The following is an 18,546-nucleotide window of genomic DNA, read 5'->3' as shown; positions in this document are numbered from 1 at the left end:
CCGACCGAATCGCCCCGCACCGTCGGAAAGCCGGGGCAAAAAGCGAATAACCCTCATACGGCGCTCCGGTGCCTGCCACGATCGGTTCGACAGACCGATGGTGACCAGGCGCCGGGGCGCCGTACGCGTCCCGTGCCGCCCGGCCGGTCCCGGCGTCGAGCCGACGCCCCGCACCGACCGGCCCCGAGCCAGCGAGGTGACGCATGGACGATCCGACCAGACCGGCACGCTCCCGGGCCGCGGTGCCGGGGGCACACGACCCGGCCGGCCCGCTCGGCTCCCGCCGTACCGGGGGTGGCTTCGGGGTGCTGCCCTTCGTCGTCGAACCCACCCCGACCGGCCCGGCCACCGACGCCACCTGGGCCTGGTCGCTGCGCCGGTTCGCGCGCGGGTCGGTGTGGTTGCTGCCCGCGTACGCGATCCTCTACGGCGCGGTGGCCCTGGCCAGCGACGGCGGCGTGGGCAACGACCCGTACCCGGCCGACGGGCGACCGCTCTACCTGGTCGGCTGGGTCGCCGCGGTGTGGATCGGCCTGCTCGCCCTGCTGGCCCTGGCCGGGCTGCTGGTCACCACGCGCAGCCGCCGGGCCGCCGCCGGCGGCCTGCTGGTCAGCCTGGCCGGCACGGTGCTGATGCTGCCGTTCGCCGGGCTGGCCGAGCAGACGCCGGTCTTCGGCACCACCGCCCGCAGCCTGGTCCTGGTCGGGGCCACCTGCTACAGCGCCGGCTGGGCGTTGACCGGCTGGGCGGTGGCCCGGTCCGGGGTGTTCAGCCTGGGCGACGGCGGGCTGCTGATCGTCGCCGCGCCGCTGCTCGGTCTCGGCGGCGCGTTGATCGGCTCGTTGCAGACCTTCGGCGCGCTGTTCGCCCTGGTCGCCGGGATCGGTATCGCCTACCGGGCCGGCCGGCTGGTGCCCCGGCAGATCGTCCGGGACGCCGCCGCGGCCAGCCTGTCCACCCCCGCGCCCCCGGCGGCCCCCCGATGACCAGGGAGTCGTCGGGACGAACCGGACAGCGACCGCCCCGCCGGGACGATCCGGTGCGCGCGGGCTGGCAGTTTGCCGTGAGTTTCCTGGCAGCACGCCTGCCCGGGTGGGCAGGACGGGCATTCCCGAGCGAACCTGGGCGGATGGGTGTGCGTACGGTGGTGAACCGGCTGGTCACCGTGGTGGTCTGCGGTGTCCTCGCGGGGCTTGTGCTGGCGGTCGCGGTGCTGCCCGGCAACCTGGTGCTCGGCATGACCGTCAAGGCGGCCAGCGACGCCTGGAGCCAGCTACCGGTGGAACTGCGCACCCCGGCCACCGCCCAGCGCACCACCGTCTACGCCAACGACGGGACCACCCTGATCACCAGTTTCTACGACCTCAACCGGCGGGAGGTGCCGCTGGCCGAGATCGCCCCGGTGATGCGCCAGGCGATCGTGGCCGCCGAGGACCGACGCTTCTACACCCACGGCGGGGTGGACCTGCGCGGGCTGGCCCGCGCCCTGGTCAGCAACGCCAGGGAGGGCACCACCCAGGGCGCCTCCACGCTGACCATGCAGTACGTCCGCAACGTGCTCAAGACCGACCCGGAGCGCACCGCCGAGCAGCGGCAGAGCGCCACCGAGATCAGCGTCGGGCGCAAGCTCCAGGAGATCCGGTACGCCGCGGCGCTGGAGCAGACCCTCGACAAGGACGAGATCCTGGCCCGCTACCTGAACATCGCGTACTTCGGCTCCGGGGCGTACGGGATCGCGGCGGCCAGCGAACGGTACTTCGACACCACCCCGGCGGAGCTGACCCTGGCCCAGGCGGCCCTGTTGGCCGGGCTGGTGCAGTCGCCCAACGAGTACAGCCCGATCGACGGGGACGGCAACGCCGCCCTGGCCCGCCGCTCGTACGTGCTCGACTCGATGGTCGCCACCGGCGTGATCACCGCCGCCCAGGCCGACCAGGCCCGCGCCGAGAAGCTGGTGCTCGACCCGGTCGAGCAGCCCAACGGGTGCACCGCCGTCGCGGGCGGGCACACCGACTGGGGCTTCTTCTGCGACTACCTGCGCACCTGGTGGCTGGCGCAGCCGGAGTTCGGCAGCACCGTCGAGGAACGTGACCAGGCGTTGCGTCGGGGCGGGTACACCATCGTCACCTCGCTGGACCCGGAGATCCAGGCGACCGCGCTGCGCCAGTCGCTGGCGGTCTTCGACCGCGACTCGCCCCGGGCGCTGCCGATCGCGGCGGTCGAGCCGGGCACCGGGCGGGTGCTGGCGATGGCGGTGAACCGCAACTACAGCCTCGCCGACAACCCGGCCGGGCAGGACAACCGCCCCAACACGGTCAACCAGCTGGTGGCCGGTGGCGGTGCCATCGACGGCTACCAGGCCGGTTCGACGTTCAAGCTGTTCACCATGCTCGCCGCCCTGGAGGCGGGGCTGCCGCTGGCCACCGGGTACGACGCGCCGACCCGGCTGCCCACCCGCTACCCGGCCGAGGGCGCGGCCTCCTGCGGCGGGCGCTGGTGTCCGGCCAACGCCAGTCCGGCGAGCATGGACGGCTACCGGACCATGTGGGACGGGTTCGGCCGGTCGGTGAACACCTACTTCGTCTGGCTCTCCGAGCGGGTCGGCCCGGCGAAGGTGGTGGAGATGGCGCAGCGGCTCGGCATCACGTTCCGCTCCGACACCGACCGGGCGTTCGCGGCGGAGGACGCCGCCGACTGGGGGTCGTTCACCCTGGGCGTCGCCGCCACCACCCCGCTCGACCTGGCCAACGCGTACGCCACGGTGGCCGCCGAGGGCACGTACTGCGCGCCGCTGCCGGTGCGCGCCGTCACCGGCCCGGACGGCCGGGCACTGCCGGTGGCCGACCCGTCCTGCCGGCAGGTGCTCGACGCCGACGTGGCGCGCGCGGCCACCGACGCGGCCCGTTGCCCGGTCGGCCAGCAGTCCGCGTACGGTCGCTGCGGGGGCGGCGGCACGGCCACCACGGTCGGTCGGCTCCTCGGCGACCGACCGGTGGCCGGCAAGTCGGGCACCTCGGACCAGGACGCCAGCAAGTCCTTCGTCGGGTACACCCCGCAGGTGGCGGTGGCGGGGATCGCCGCGAACCCCGACGACCCGACCGACCGGGTGGGCATCTCGGCGCAGTCCGGGGTGGTGACGGCGGTGGCCCGGGTCATCGTCACCGCCACGGCGGGCAGCCCGAAGGTCGCCTTCACCCCGCCGAGCCGGCAACTCGCCATCGGCAACGTGGTGGAGCCGCCCCGGACGCCGACCCGCCCCGGCCTGGAACTCGGTGACTGGTGGCAGGGTCTGGGCACGCCGCGCTGATGTACAGGCCGTCCCCGTTGTGCCACCATATGACGCTGGTCGATGTGGTCGGGGTGGCTGGCGGTGGCCGTCACCCGGCCGTACGGGGAGAGCGGGGCGGTGACGGACAGCGGCGTCGGAGTGCTGGCGACCAGGGCCCTGGTGTCCGACGCCCAGACCGGCGACCGGGCGGCGGTCGGCGAGCTGGTCTCGGCCTGCCTGCCGCTGGTCTACAACGTGGTCGGCCGGGCCCTGGGCGGCCACCCCGACACCGACGACGTGGTGCAGGAGTGCCTGCTCCGGGTGGTCCGGGGCCTGCCCGGGCTGCGGGACCCCGACCGGTTCCGGTCCTGGGTGCTGTCGATCACCTACCGTCAGCTCCAGGAACACTGGCGGCAACGGCGCTCGGCGACGGTGCACTGGCAGGAGCAGACCGACGACCTGCCGGACCCGGCCGGTGACTTCGCCGAGCAGACCGTCACCGAACTCGTCCTCGGCGGCCAGCGCCGCGACCTGGCCTCGGCGGCCCGCTGGCTCGACGCCGACGACCGGAACCTGCTGGGCCTGTGGTGGCACGAGGCGACCGGCCAGCTGACCCGCGCCGAGGTGGCTGCCGCCCTGGGCGTGAACGAGCGGCACACCGCCGTCCGGCTGCACCGGATGCGGACCCAGCTCGACACCGCCCGGGCCGTGGTGGCGGCGCTGCGTCACCGTCCCCGCTGCCCGGAGCTGACCGTGGTGGTCAGGTCCTGGGACGGCACCGTCTCGCCGCTGTGGCGCAAGCGGCTCGCCCGGCACGTCCGCGACTGTGCGGTCTGCGTGGCGCACCGGCAGGGGCTGGTGCCCCCGGAGCGGCTGCTGCTCGGCTTGGCCGTGCTGCCCCTGCCGGCCGCGCTGGTCGCCGGCCTGCGGGCGGCGGTCGAGGCGGAACTGGCCGCACCGGCCGTACTCACCGCCGGCCAGGGTGCCGTCGCCGGCCTGCCGAAGGTCACCCACCTGCCGACGGGGCTGTCCCCGCCCAAGGCGGCGGTCACGGCCACGCTGGTCGTGGCGCTGGCCGTCGGCGGTCTCGTTTTCGCGGTACGCGAGTCGCCCCTGGGTCCGGGGGGCGAGGTGGTCGCCGCCCCGAGCGTGCCCGCCCCGGCCGGTGGCGCGGCGGCGACCCCGACGGCCCCGGCGAGCCCGGGTGGCCCGACCGCCAGCGTCACCCCGACGCCCCGGCCGCCGGCCGCCGGCACCGGCGTGACCAGCGCCGACATCGTGGTGGCCCCGGACGGCGACGACGCCGGCGACGGCAGCCTGGCCCGCCCGTTCGCCACCCTCAACCGGGCGGTCGAGGTGGTCCGGCCCGGCCAGACCATCGCGCTGCGCGGCGGCACCCACCGACTCACCCGGCCGGTGGAGATCACCACCAGTGGTACCGCCGACCGGCGGATCGTGCTCAGCGGGTACCGGGACGAGCGGGCGGTGCTGGACGCGACCTCGGTGCCCGCCGACAAGTGGGGCGTCACCCAGCGGACCCGTTTCTGGACCGTGCAGGACCTCGAGATGCGCGGCTCGCGCAGCCACGCCTGGGTCTGCCGGTCCTGCACCGACACGGTCTTCCAGCGGTTGTCCATGCACGACAACGTCCGGTCCGGGCTGCTGCTGCGGGACCCCGGCACGGTCCGCAACCAGGTGCTCGACAGCGACTTCTTCCGCAACCACGACCCGGCCGCGAACGGCAGCGTCGGCATCGGGCTGGGCGTGAAGTTCGGCGACGGCGACGGGAACGTGGTCCGGGGGAACCGGGCCTTCCACAACGCCGACGACGGCTTCGACTTCGGCGAGTTCGACGGCGCGATCGCCGTCGACCGCAACTGGTCGTACGGCAACGGACACAGCCGGTGGGGGGACGACAGTTGGGCCGGCAACGGGGCCGGCTTCTCGTTCGGCGGCGGCGACCCGACGCCCCGGGGCGCGCACCGGGTACGACAGAACGCGGCCTGGGGCAACCTGGGCCACGGCTTCGCCGCCGAGGCCAACACCGGTGGCCTGGCCCTGACCGACAACACCGCCTTCGACAACGGCGCGAGCGGCTTCGACCTGACCGACGCCAACGGTACGGCCCGGGGCAACCTCGCCGTCGACAACGGGGTACGGCGGGGCGCCGACGTCTCGTCCCGTGGCAACTCCTGGGACGGCGCGGAGCGGTCCCGTACCACGTTCCGGTCGACGGACCCCGCCGTCGCCGAGGGCCCGCGCCGGCCGGACGGCACTCTCCCGGCCACCACCTACCTGGTCAGCCGGGACGGCCTCGGGGCCGACATGACCCCGCCCTGACCACCGGTCCCGGCGTACGGGCCGGCGGCGGACCCGCCGGAGCCGCCCGCGCGCGGTCTCCGGGGGCCCGCCGCCGATATCACCCCGAGGAAGGTCAGTGGCGGGTGAGCGGGAGGCCCGTCAGCGGACGTCGCGCGGTCGGTGCGAACTGGCCGGCGGCCTGGCTGCGGAGGCGGAGCGGCCCATCGCTCCTGCCTCCGCAGCGTAATCTGTTAGCGCTAACATCGCAAGGTGTGAATGCGACCCGCCCTGCCCGCCCGCCGGACCTCAGCCGGATGTCACTCCCGGATCGGGCTCGTCCCGCAGGTCGACGGTCGCTCCCGGGACAGCCTGGTCCAGCAGGTCGACGTAGTCGGCGCACCAACGGGCCACGGTGGCCGGGTCGTACAGGTCGGTGGAGTACTCCACCACCCCCCTGATGGTCGCTCCGGCCGGGGCGAGCACCACGCCGAAGTCGCGGCGGGCACAGCCCAGCCCCTGGTCCACCACCTCGGCGTCGAGGCCGGGCAGCCGCAGCGTCGGAACACCCGGGTTCCAGGTGAACAACGCGGTACCGAACGGTGGCGCCGACCCGGGCCGCCACGCCGGGTCGACGGCGGAGTACACCACCGCGGCCGGGGCCGGTTGGTGCCGCAGCGCGCCCAGGAACACCCGGTCGGTACGGGCCACCAGGTCGGCGAAGGAACCCCCGCCGGCCAGCGGTATCCGCAGCGGCATGACGCTGGTGAACAGGCCGACGACCGGTTCGACGTCCCGGCTGTCCCGGTGCACGTACGAGGTGGCGAGCACGATGTCGTCGCTGCCGGTGAGCCGGCTCAGCAGCAGCGCGTACCCGCTGGCCAGCACCGGCACGATGCTGCTGCCGGCGGCCTCGGCGAACCGGTGCAGCCGCCCGCTCAGCGCCACGGGCAGGTCGAACGCGTACTCCTCGCCGTCGCCGCTGAGCACCGCCGGGCGGGGCCGGTCGGTCGGCAGCACCACGCCGCGCGGTGCGCCGGCCAACTGCTCCCGCCAGTACCGTCGGACCACCCCGGACGGGCCGGCGGCCCGCTGGCGTCGGGCGTGCTCCGGGTACGGGATCCCGGCCACCGGCCCCAGCGCCACCGGCCGCCCGGCCCGCAGCGCCGGGTACGCCTGCTCCAGTTCGGCCAGCAGGTTCGTGATCGACCAACCGTCACCGTTGCAGTGGTGGATCACCAGCATCAGCACGTGCCGGTCGTCGGCCAGCCGGGCGAGCCGGCCGCGCAGCCACGGTCCGTCGTCCGGGAACGGCTGCCGGCCGGCCGCCACGCACCAGGCGTCCAGGTCGGACCCGGCCACCTGCTCGACCGGCAGCACCAGCGGCCGGTGGGCGAGCACCTCCTGCACCACGGTGCCGTCCCGTTCCACCAGCCGGGTACGCAGGGCGGGATGCCGGGCGACCAGGAGGTCCAGCGCCCCCCGCAGGGCGGCCACGTCGAGCGGGCCGGTGAGGGTGACCCGGACCGGCATGTGCACCGCCGGTGGGTTGGGGGCCCGGCGCTGCCCGCGCCACATCAGCTCCTGCTGGTACGTGGCCGGCGCGGTCTCCTCGACGGCCGGTGACCGGCCGGCCGCTGCCGGGCCGCCGACCGGGACGGCCCGGTCTGTTGCCGGGCTGCCGGGTGGAATGGCCCGGTCCGCTGCCGGACTGCCGATCGGGACAGGCTGGTCCGGTTCCGGGCTGCCGGGGTCGGGCGCGCCGGACACGTCGACGGGGGACCGGTCGCCGGCCGGCGCGGGGACCAGGGTGGCGGTCGGCGCGGGGACCAGGGTGGCGGTCATCGCCCGGATGCCGGGGGCCTGGAGCACCCGGTGCACGCCGACCTCGGTACCGAGCAGTTCGGTCAGCCGGTTGGCGAGCCGGACGGCGGCCAGCGAGTGCCCACCGGCGGCGAAGAACGGCACGTCCAGCGGCAGCCGGGGCACCCCCAGCTCGACACACCAGGCGTCGTGGACGAGCTGCTCGGCACCCGGTGCCGGGTGCTGCGCACCGGCCGGGACGGCGGGCGGGGCGGGTAGCCGGGACACGTCGACCTTGCCGGTGTCGCCGGTGGGCAGCGCGTCCAGCAGCACCCAGACCCGGGGCACCAGGTAGGCCGGCAGCCGTTCCGTCAGCGCGGCGGTGAGCACCGTCGCCAACGCCGTGCCGTCAGCCGACTCCACGTCTCCGGCCGGTCGCGCGTCTCCGGCCGGTCGCGCGTCGCCCGTCGGCTCCGCGTCGTCGGCTGGCTGCGGGATGCCGGCCGGCTCCGCGTGGTCGGCTGGTCGCGGGCTGTCGGTCGGTACCGTGTCGCCGGTCGGTGCCGGGCGGTCGGCCGGCACCACGTACCCGACGAGGTACGGCTCCTCGCCCCGGTCGTGTCGCGCCACCACGACGGCCTGCCGTACCCCGGGGAGCCGGCTGAGCACGGCGGTGGCCTCGCCCGGCTCGACCCGGTGCCCGGCGATCTTGACCTGCTCGTCGAGGCGGCCCAGGAACTCCAGCGTCCCGTCGCCGCGTAGCCGGACCCGGTCCCCGGTGCGGTACATCCGGGCCCCGGGCACAGGGGACCATGGGTCGGGCGGGAACGCGGCTGCGGTCTCGGCCGGCCGACCCAGATAGCCTCGGGCCAGCCCGCCCCCGCCCACGTACAGCTCACCGACCGCGCCGGGCGGGACCGGGCGGCCGTGGTCGTCCAGCAGGTAGCACCGGCGGTTGTCGACCGGGGTACCGATGTCGATCACGCCGGGGCCGTCGGGGGACACCGGACCGGCGGTGGTGACGATGGTCGCCTCGGTCGGGCCGTACGCGTTGAGCACGGTGGCCCCGAACCCGGCCGGCGGCCGGCGACGGAGCTGGCTGCCCCCGACCACCAGGGTCCGCAGACCGGCGGCGGGCGGCGATGGCAGCGCGAAGACCAGCTCGGCGAGAGGAGCCGGCAGCAACGCCACGGTGACGCCCTGCCGCACCCACCAGGCGCGCAGCGCTGCCGGATCGGCGCGCACCCCGTCCGGTACCAGATGGACGGCAGCCCCGGCGGCCAGCGCCGGCCAGATCTCGGCGAGGTTCGCGTCGAAGCCGAGCCCGAGGCCGTGCCCGACGGCGTCCGAGGCGGTCAGTCCGAGCGCCCCGACGTGCCAGGCCACCGCCTCCACGGCGCTGCGGTGCGGCACCAGCACCCCCTTCGGACGGCCGGTGGAGCCGGAGGTGTAGACACACCAGGCCAGGTGCTCCGGGCCGGGCCGCGCCACCGGGGCGGGCAGGTCGTCACCGGTGCCCAGCTCGCCGGTCTCCTCGACCAGCAGCACGGCCAGGTCGGTCGGGTGGTCGACGTCCGCCGAGGTGACCAACAGTCGCGCGCCGCTGTCGGCGAGCAACGCCGCCAGCCGGGCGGCCGGCAGGCCGGGGTCGAGCGGGAGGAAGGCCGCCCCGGCCAGCAGTACCCCGAGCTGCGCCGCGACCAGCTCCGGCCGGCGCGGCAGCAGCACCGCGACCAGGTCGTCCGGCCCGATGCCGACGGCGGCCACCTGGCGGGCCACCGCCCCGGCCCGCGTCCGCAGCTCCCGGTACGTCCAGCGCGTCGCGCCGTCCACCACCGCCGGGGCGTCCGGGGTCCGGTCGGCCTGCCGGAGCACCAGGTCGTGCAGCCGGTCGGCGGCCGGTGCCGTGGCCGGCCCGGCGGTCACCTCGACCGTGTCGACCAGCGCGGACAGCGGCACCCGGGGCTCCCGGGTCAGCCGGTCGAGCAGCCCGACCCAGTGGTCGAGCAGCCGGCGTACCGTCACCGGGTCGAACACCTCGGTCCGGTACTCGACGTGGCAGCCGACGGTGTCGCCGTGCGACAGGTAGACCATCAGGTCGACCGGGGCCTTGTCCAACCCCACCGGCAGCAGCTCGGCGGTCACGTCCGGCAGGTCGAAGGCGAACGCCGTACCGGTCTCGTACTCGACGACCACGTCGAAGAGCGGATTCCGGCCGGGCTCCCGGACCGGGGCGAGCGCGCGGACCAGCGCGTCGAACGGCACGGTGGCGTGTTCGTACCCGTCGGCGGCGCTGGCCCGGGTGCGGGCGAGCACCTCACGGAAGGTCGGATCGCCGGTCAGGTCCAGCCGCAACGGCAGGGTGTCGACGAAGAAGCCGACCAGGTCGGCGCTGCGTTCGTCCCGGCCGCTGACCCCGGTGCCGATCACCAGGTCCGGCTGGCCGCTGTACCGGAACAGCAGCACCCCGAACGCGCTGACCAGGGTGGTGAACGGGGTGACCCGCTCGGCCCGGCTGAACCGCTGGATCCGGGCGGTCAACCCGGCCGGAACCTCGACGAATACGCTCCGGCCGGCCGGCGACGGCAGCGCCGGCCGGGGCAGGTCGGAGGGGAGGACGAGGGTGGGTGGCGGTGGGTCGAACCGGCCCAGCCAGTACCGCAGGTCCTTGTCGTCGGCGGCGTCCGGTCGGCGCGCGGCGGCCCGCGCCAGCTCCGGGTAGCTGACCGGCAACGCGGCCAGCGCCAGCGGCGTGCCGGTCACCCGGGCCCGGTACGCGGCCGACACCTCCCGGGTGAACACCTGGTACGAGCCGCCGTCGGTGGCGAGGTGGTGGAACGCCAGCACCAGTACGTAGTGGGTGGCGGAGAACCGCAGCAGCGTGAACGCGAAGACCGGCCCTTCGGCCAGGTCGAAGACCCGCCGGCTCTCCCCGGCCATCGCCTCGGCGACGGCCGACCCCTCGGGACGGCCGGTGCGGTCGCGTACCGGCAGCTCCACCGGCACCGTCGCCCGTACCACCTGTCGGGGTTCGCCGTCGATCTCCCGGTAGGTGGTACGCAGCGGCGCGTGCCGGGCCACCACGTCACCGAGCGCGCCGCGCAGCGCCACGGGGTCGAGCGGGCCGCGCAGGCGTACCGCCACCGCCTCGGTGTAGGCGGGCGTGCCCGGGTGCAGGTGTTCGACCAGCCACAGCCGGTGTTGTCCCGGCGCGAGCGGGGCCACCTCGGCACCGTCCGCCCCCGGCCCGTCCGCCCCCGGCCTGCCCGCCGCTGGCCCGCCCGGTGTGCCGTCCGCCGCTTCCGTGCCCGGCGTGTCGTCCACCGTCGGCCCGGTGGGTGTCCGGCCTGGCACTACCGGTGCGGGCGGTGCCGGCTCGACCGGCAGCAGCCGGCGACGCGGTGTGGCCCGCCGCAGCGCGTCGATGAACGGCAGGCCGGCGCGGACCGCCGGCGCGGACAGTCCGAAGTCGACGAAGCAGGCGATCTCGTCGGCCCCGGCGGCCAACACCGCGTCCAGCACCTCCCGGACGCTGTCCGGGGTGCCGATCAGCGCCCGCTGCTCGCAGTACCGCTGGTACGCCCGGGACAGTACGAACCGGACGTCGTCGTCCGGGGTGTCGGCCAGGTCGATGCTCATCCCGAGGCTGTTCACCACCTGCCCGAGCAGGCTGAACGACGACCGCAGGTACGCGCAGAACGGCTCGAACGCCGCCTCGCGTACCCGGTCGAGGTCGGCACCGAGGTAGGTGTGCAGCAGCACCACCACCCGGCCGCCGGCCGGGTCGAGGCCGTGCTCGGCCCGGGTCCGCCGGTACAACGCCACGTTCTCGGCCAACTGCGCGACGTCCTGGGTCATCAGGTTGGTGACCACGCCGACGTCCCGGCGTGCCGCCTCCCGGTAGCTGTCCGGGTTGCCGACGATGGCGGTGAAGAACGGCGGCATCTCCTGTACCGGCCGGGGGAAGATCCGTACGTCGGTGGGGTCGCCGCTGCCGGAGCGGGCGGTGACCGCGTCGCCCCGCCACAGTCGGCGCACCGTGTCGAGGTGCTCGTACATCTTCTGTTTGTGCTGGCCGAAGTTGTCCGGCTGGAGGACGAAGTCGTTGGCGTGCCAGCCGGGCGCGCAGCCGAGCCCGACCCGGCCGCCGGAGAGGTTGTCCACCACGGACCACTCCTCGGCGACCCGGATCGGGTGGTGCAGCGGCAGCACCACCGACCCGGCGTTCAGCCGGATCCGGCTGGTCCGGACGGCGAGCGCGGCGGCGAGCACGGACGGGTTCGGGAAGATGCCGCCGAAGGAGTGGAAGTGCCGTTCCGGGATCCAGACGGCGTGGAACCCGTGGGCGTCGGCGTACTGGGCGGCGTCCAGGAGCAGCCCGTACCGGTCGTCCTGGCGCTGGTCCGGGTAGTCGCCGAAGAAGTACAGGCTGACATCGACGGTCTCCCCGGCCGGTGCCACCGGAGCCGGTACTGGCGGTGCGGCGGGGGCCGGAGCCGGTACCGGCGGTGCCGCCGGAGCCGGTGCCGGCGGTGCTGCGGGAGCCGGTGGTGGGGCCGTCGCGGGGTGCGGAACCGGGGACGCGCCGCCGAGCAGGGCGAGTTGCTGCTGCATCAGGTCGAGCTGACGGTGGATGACCGCGCTCATCTCGGAGGACACCGGCGCCGTCGGGCCGGGCACGCCCGGCTGCGGTCCCGACGGGGCCCGTGCCGGCCCGGCCGGTTCCGCCGTGCTCGGCTCCGGCATGGTCGGCTCCGGTGTGGTCGTCGGGGAGGTGGCGGACGCGGCCGGCGTCGGCAGCCGGCCGGCGGTGACCCGTTCGGCCAGGCGACGGGGCGTGTCGACGGTGTCGAAGAGGTCCCGGATCGGGACCCGCACCCCGTACGCGCGGTCGAGATCCCGGGCCATGCCGATCAACAGCAGCGAGTCCGCGCCCAGGGCGAAGAAGGTCTCGTCGGGGTCGACCCCGGCGGCGGCCAGGCCGAGTTTCTCGGCGGTCAACGCACACACCCTGGCCAGCACGGCATCGTCGGCTCCGGTACCGGCGTCCGGCGCGGGTTCGGTCACGGGTGCCGGTGACCCGGGGACAGGTGTGCCGCCGGCCCGCCGCGTCGGGGCGGCGGTGTCGGCCAGCGGGGTCGGCCGGGGCCGCACCCAGTAGCTGCGGCGCTGGAACGGGTACCCGGGCATCGGCACCCGGCGTCCGCCGCAGTCCCCGGTGACCGCCGCCCAGTCCACCGCCGTGCCCGCGCAGTACAGTTCCGCGACGGCCCGCCACACCCCGGCCACCGGGTCGAGTCCGCGCCGTTGGGACGGTACCCAGGTCGCCGCCGACCGGGTGGCCCGGGCCAGCCGGGTCAGCACCGCGTCCGGTCCGGCCTCCACGACCGTCCGGCAGCCCTGACCGACCAGGGCCGCGACCGCGGCGTGGTACTCGACCGTTCCGCGCGCCTGCCGGCACAGGTGATCGGCGTCCGGCCGCCAACCCGGCTGGTGGATCCGCCCGTCGACGGTGCTGACCACGGGCAGCCGGACGGGCCGCAGCTCGACCTGCCCGACCAGCGCCCGGAGGCGGTCCAGCACCGGCCGCACCGCCGCCGAGTGGAAGGCCCGGTCCACCGCCAGCGGCCGGGCCGGTACGCCGGTCCGTCGGGCCCGGTCGGCGAGGGCCGCCACCCCGGTCGGCGTACCGGCCAGCACGTGCCGGTCCGGGCCGTTGACCACGGCCAGCTCCACGCCGGTACCGGCGATCAGCTCCTCGACGGCGGCCCGGTCGGCCAGTACCGCCAGCATGGCCCCCGGCGGGAGTTCGTCGTGCATCAGCCGGCCGCGCCAGGCGGCGAGGCGGACCGCGTCGGCGGTGGACAGCGCCCCGGCGGCGGCGAGGGCGGTGATCTCGCCGACGCTGTGGCCGAGCAGGTGGTCGGGTTCCACCCCCCAGGAGCGCCACAGTTCGGCCAGGGCCAGCCCGACCGTCACCAGCACCGGCTGCGCCAGGTCGGTGCGGACCCCGACCGGGTCCGGCACCCGTCCCGGCTCCGGCGTGCCGGGCGCGGCGTCCCGCAGCACGGCGTGCAGGTCCCCGCCGACCGCGTCCCGGTATCCGGTGGCGGCCTGCGCCACGACGTCCCGGACGACCGGGAAGCGGTCGGCGAGGGCGAGCAGCACCGGCCGCAGGTCACCCTGGCCGGGGAACGCCAGGGCGAGCGGACCGGCCGGGCCCGAACCGGTCACCAGGGCGTCGGGGGTGGCGGTGCCGGTGACGTACCGGTCCAGCGCGGCGGCGAGACCGGCCGGGGTGTCGCCCAGCGCGACGAGGCGGTGCCGCAGGTGCCGGCGTCCCCGTCCGGCCGTGGTGACCAGGTCCGCCAGCGGCAGCCCGGGGTGGGTACGCAGGTGGTCGCGGTGGCGGGCGGCCAGCGCGGTGAGCGCCGCCGGGTCGGCCGCCGACAGCGGCAGCAGGCCGGGAGCCGGTCGGGCGGTGCCGGCCGGCCCGCTGACCGGGGCCGGGGCGGTGACCGGGGCCGGGGGCTGTTCGACGATGAGGTGGGCGTTGGTGCCGCCGACGCCGAGGGCGCTCACCGCCGCCCGGCGCGGGCCGTCGCCGGCCGGCCAGTCCGTGCCGCTCGTGGTGACGGCGAAGGGAGCCAGGTCGACCACCGGACGGGTGAAGTTGATCTGTGGAGGGATCCGGCCGGTACGGACCGCCAGGACCGCCTTGATCAGCCCGGCCATGCCGGCACAGCTGTCCAGGTGGCCGATGTTGGCCTTGACCGAGCCGAGGAACGGCCGGGCCGACGCGTACGCCTGCGCGAGAGCGTGGTGCTCCACCGGGTCGCCGAGGGCGGTGCCGGTGCCGTGCGCCTCGACGTACCCGATCGAGGCGGCCGGCACGGCCGCGTCCCGCAGCGCCCGGCGGATCACCTCGACCTGGCCGGTGACGCCCGGCGCGGTGAACCCGACCTTGCCCGCGCCGTCGTTGTTCACCGCCGAGCCGATGATGACCGCGTGCACCGGGTCGCCGTCGGCGACCGCCTGCGCGTACCGCTTGAGCACCACGGCGGCGACCCCGTTGCCGCCGACCGTGCCGGCCGCGGCGGCGTCGAACGGCCGGCACCGGCCGTCCGGCGACAGGATCGACCCGGGCGTGTGCCGGTACCCGGTGACCTGCGGGACGTGCACGGCGGCGGCCCCGGCCACCGTCAGGTCGGCGTCCCCGGCGAGTAGCGCCCGGACGGCCAGGTGCACCGCCACCAGCGAGGTGGAGCAGGCGGTCTGCACGGTGATCGCCGGGCCGGTCAGCCCCAGCCGGTACGCGACCCGGGTGGTGAGGAAGTCCGGCTGGTTGCCCAACGCCACGCCCAGTGTGGTGGCCGGGTCGGGATCGTCGACCAGGGCGTCCAAGTGGTGGCGCAGGTAGGTGTGGTGGGGGTACAGGTTCATCCCGCCGCCGGCGAACAACCCGACGCCGGCCCGGTCGCCCTCGCCGGCGTACCCGGCGTTCTCGAGGGCGTGCTGGCAGGTTTCCAGGAACAGCCGGTGCTGCGGGTCGAGCAGTTCGGCCTCCCGGGCGCTGATACCGAAGAAGGTCGCGTCGAAGCCGGTCACGTCGTCGAGGACGCCGCTGGCCGCGACGAAATCCGGGTTGTCGGCGTCCGGCACCCCGGCGGCGGCCAGTTCCTCGCGGCTGAAGAAGCGGATGCTCTCCACCCCGGCGAGCAGGTTCGCCCAGTACCCGTCCACGTCGGTGGCACCGGGGAAGCGGGCCGCCATGCCGATCACGGCGATCCGCCGGTCCGGTGTCACCGCCCCGCCCGGCTCGACTCCGGTGGGCAGGGTGGTGGTGGGCGCGGTCTCGGTGAGGTGCCGGGCGAGTGCGTCGACGGTCGGATGCGCGAAGAGCACCGGCTGCGGGACCGGCCGGCCGAGGGCCCGTTCCAGGGCCGCCCGGAACCGGACGATCTCCACCGAGCCGAGGCCGAGTTCCCAGAACGGCCGGTCCGGTTCGGCCGGTCCGTCCAGCAGTTCGGTGAGCGCGTCGTGTACCGCCGCCCGCACGCCGCCCACCGCCGGCCGCGGAGCCGGCGTCGGCGTCCGCGCGGCGGCCGGCTGTGGCGGGTCGAAACCGCCGGCGGTTAACCGTCGCCGCAGCTCCGCGCGCTGGATCTTGCCCCCGGTGGTACGGGGAAACTCGTCGGCCGGCACCGCCACCACCCGGGCCGGGGCGACCTGCCAGCGGCGGGCGACGGCGGCGGCGATCTCCCGTGTCACCTCCTGCGGCGGACGGGGCAGCTCCGGATCGGGTACGTGGAACAGCACCAGCGCCTCGCTGCCGGTACGCGGGTCCGGCACCCCGCAGGCGGCGACCAGCCCGGCGGCCACCCCGGGCACCCGTCCGGCCACCTGCTCGACCTCGTGGCACGGCAGGTTGTGTCCGTTGAGGATGATCAGGTCCTTCTCCCGGCCGGTCATGGTGATCCGCCCGTCCACCAGGTACGCCAGGTCACCGGTGTCCCACCAGCCGCCCGGCCGGACGGCGGCCCGGGTCGCCTCCGGGTCGTTCAGGTAACCCGGGGTCATCCGGGGTGAGCGCACCTGGAGCCGGCCGATCCGGCCCTCCGGCAGCACCCGGTCGTCCCGGTCGACGACGCGTACGGCGGCGCCCGGGGCGGGCCGGCCCAGCGAGACGAACTCCACCCAGGTTCGCGGATCGTCGTCGGCGGTGGCCCACTCGAGGTCCCCGTCGAGGCTGGCCGTACGGACCCGTTGCCGGCAGCCCGGCTCGGCGTACGACATGAAGGTGATCGCGGTGGTCGTCTCGGACATTCCCCAGGCGGGGGTGAGCGCGGCGGCCGGCACCCCGGTGGCCGCCACGAACGCGTCGAAGGTCTCCGGCAGGCACTGCTCGCCGCCGCTGACCATCCGCCGCACCTGCCCGAGCCGCCACCGACGGTCCGGTTCCCGGGCCACCGCGTCGGCGACCAGTCGCAGCCCGAAGTTCGGCGACCAGCTGTGGGTCACCCGGTGCCGGTGCATCAGCTCCAGCCAGCGCAGCGGGTCGGCCAGTACCCGTTCGGTGTCGACGTGCACGCTGGGCGCGCCGAGGAACACCCCGGCCAGGTGGTAGAGGAGCAGGCCGGCGACGTGGTCCACCGGCAGCCAGTTGAGCAGCACGTCGTCGGGGCGGATGTCGAGCATCTCCCGCGCGCCGACGGCGTACTGGGACAGGCCGAGGTGGGTCAGCGGGATGATCTTCGGGGTGCCGGTGCTGCCCGACGACAGTTGCAGCACCGCCACGTCCTCCGGCGCGGCCCGGTGGTCGTCGCCCGACCCCACCGCCTCCGCGGGGGGCAGGTCGGCCAGGTCGACCACCCGGTCGGCCAGCGGCAGGCGGCGCAACCCGGCCACGTCGGCCGTCCCGCCGAGCACGATCGGCCGGTCGAGCGCCCGCCAGGCGTGCGTGAGCGCGTCGAGCACCGGGGACTGCGCGTCGTACGTGGGCGGGGCGGCGGTGGTCAGCGGGGCCACCCCGGCGAGCAGGCAACCGAAGAACGCCGGCCAGTAGTCGACGGCGGAACCGATCCGCAGGATGGCGTACCCGCCGGCCGGGACGCCCCGGGCGCGCAGCCCGTCGCGTACCGTCCGGGCCCGGCCGAGCAGGGTCGGATGGTCGAGGAACGACTCCGTGCCGTCGGCGGCGACCACGTGGATGCCGGCGTGCGGGAACCGCCGGGCCGCGCGGGTCAGGGCGGCCCCCAGGGTGCGCGGGTGTTCCGGGTCGTCGGGCAGGTCACCCCCGTAGCTGACGGCGGGTCGGCGGTCGGACGGGAACGGGTTGGTCACAGGGTTACCTCGGCTGGTTGACGGCGTGCTGCGGCCCGGAGCCGGACGTGGACGAGCAGGAAGGTGAGCGCGGCGGCCAGGGCCAGCCCGTGCGCGGCCCCGACCACGGTCAACGGCGTGAACCGCTCCAACAGCCCGGCGCAGATGATCATGCCGAGCCCGAAGCCGGCGTTCTGGGCGGCGCTGGCGAAGCCGAACAGCCGGGCCCGCAGGTCGTCGTCGACGGCCTGGAGGCGGGTGGTGTAGGTGATCTCGGCGTACCCGTCCGCCGCGCCGGCCGCCAGGGTCACCGGTGCCAGCAGCCACAGCGGCAGCCCGGTGAAGGCCAGGACGAAACAGACCGACATCAGGCAGGTCGCCACGGCGAACGGCAGTTCCGTCCCGCCCTGTCGGGCCGGGGCCGGGCCGCCGTCCGTTCCGCCCCGGCCTGCGGGGGCGGGCCCGCCGTCCGTTCCGCCCCGGCCGGTCCGGTCACCCCGACCGGCCCGCCGGGCGGCCCAGCGGCCGGCGACCAGGCTCCCGGCCGCCCAGGCGGTGGTGAAGGTGGCGGCGAAGGTGGCCGGCGCGTCGGGGCGGACCAGGGTCGCGTACACCGGTAGCCCGACGTTGTGCGAGGCCGAGCCGAACGCGTCGGCGGCGCGTACCGCGATCATCGCCAGCACCACCGGGGCGACCACCCGCAGCAGGCCGAGCCGGCCGGGGTGGCCGCCGCCCGGACCGGCCGGTCCGGCGCCGGCGGCCGGCGGTGTGCCGGCGGCGGTCCGCCGGGCCACCGGCAGCAGGAGCAGCGCGGAGGTGAGGTAGGTGGCGGCGTCGAGCAGGAACGCCACGTGGTAGCCGAGCCACCCGACGAGTACGCCGGCCGAGGCGAAGCCGAGCAGCATCGCCACCGAACGGACCGTGACGACCAGGCCGTTGGCCCGGGTCCGCTGCTCCGGGCCGACCAGCGTGGGCAGGTGCGACCGCATGGCCACGCCCCACAGGGTCTGTCCCGCGCCGAGCACCACCGCGAGCCCGTACAGCACGACGGGCCGCGCCCCGACGGGGGCGGCGACCAGCAGGACCAGCATGCCGGCGGAGCACAGGTCCGCGCCGATCATCAGGTGCGGGCGGCGGTACCGGCCGGCGAGCCGACCGGCGACCGGACCCGTCACGAACCCGGCGGCCAGCCGGACGGCCAGGAACACCCCGGTCCGCATCGGGGAGCCGGTCAGGTGCAGGACGAACAGGCCGAGCGCCACCAGGTTGAGGAAGCTGCCGAAGGTCGACACGGCGTGCGCGGCGGCGACGAGCCGTAGCTCACGCCACGACTGGTCCACCCCTGCTGGTTTCCC

The 18,546-nt window shown here is 75.7% G+C and carries 5 protein-coding genes; 3 read left to right on the top strand and 2 right to left on the bottom strand.

Features of this window, described 5'->3' with window-relative positions; all coding sequences use genetic code 11:
- Positions 1-203 precede the first annotated feature (203 nt).
- The 3 genes from PVK37_RS27240 (at position 204) to PVK37_RS27230 (ending at position 5,608) form a co-directional block, all read left to right on the top strand.
- The gene (locus PVK37_RS27240) at positions 204-986 is read left to right on the top strand and encodes a hypothetical protein (protein WP_275030683.1); all 783 of its coding nucleotides are present in this window, start codon (positions 204-206) and stop codon (positions 984-986) included.
- 143 nt (positions 987-1,129) lie between these two features.
- On the top strand, positions 1,130-3,307 hold the full coding sequence (locus PVK37_RS27235; RefSeq protein ID WP_275030682.1) for a transglycosylase domain-containing protein: 2,178 nt from the start codon (positions 1,130-1,132) through the stop codon (positions 3,305-3,307).
- A gap of 63 nt (positions 3,308-3,370) precedes the next feature.
- On the top strand, positions 3,371-5,608 hold the full coding sequence (locus tag PVK37_RS27230; RefSeq protein ID WP_275030681.1) for a sigma-70 family RNA polymerase sigma factor: 2,238 nt from the start codon (positions 3,371-3,373) through the stop codon (positions 5,606-5,608).
- A 267-nt stretch (positions 5,609-5,875) separates the two neighbouring features.
- Here PVK37_RS27230 and PVK37_RS27225 read toward each other — a convergent pair whose 3' ends face one another.
- Positions 5,876-17,212: a non-ribosomal peptide synthetase/type I polyketide synthase gene (locus tag PVK37_RS27225; protein WP_275030680.1), complete on the bottom strand. Its 11,337-nt coding sequence runs from the start codon at positions 17,210-17,212 to the stop codon at positions 5,876-5,878.
- On the bottom strand, positions 17,209-18,531 hold the full coding sequence (locus PVK37_RS27220) for an MFS transporter (RefSeq protein ID WP_275030679.1): 1,323 nt from the start codon (positions 18,529-18,531) through the stop codon (positions 17,209-17,211). Before PVK37_RS27220 ends, PVK37_RS27225 begins: the two co-directional genes overlap by 4 nt.
- Positions 18,532-18,546: the final 15 nt, after the last annotated feature.

The sequence above is a fragment of the Micromonospora cathayae genome, from assembly GCF_028993575.1.
Classification (GTDB): domain Bacteria; phylum Actinomycetota; class Actinomycetes; order Mycobacteriales; family Micromonosporaceae; genus Micromonospora; species Micromonospora cathayae.
The sequence above is the reverse complement of the archived record's forward strand: the minus strand, read 5'-3'. Positions and strand labels throughout refer to the sequence as shown.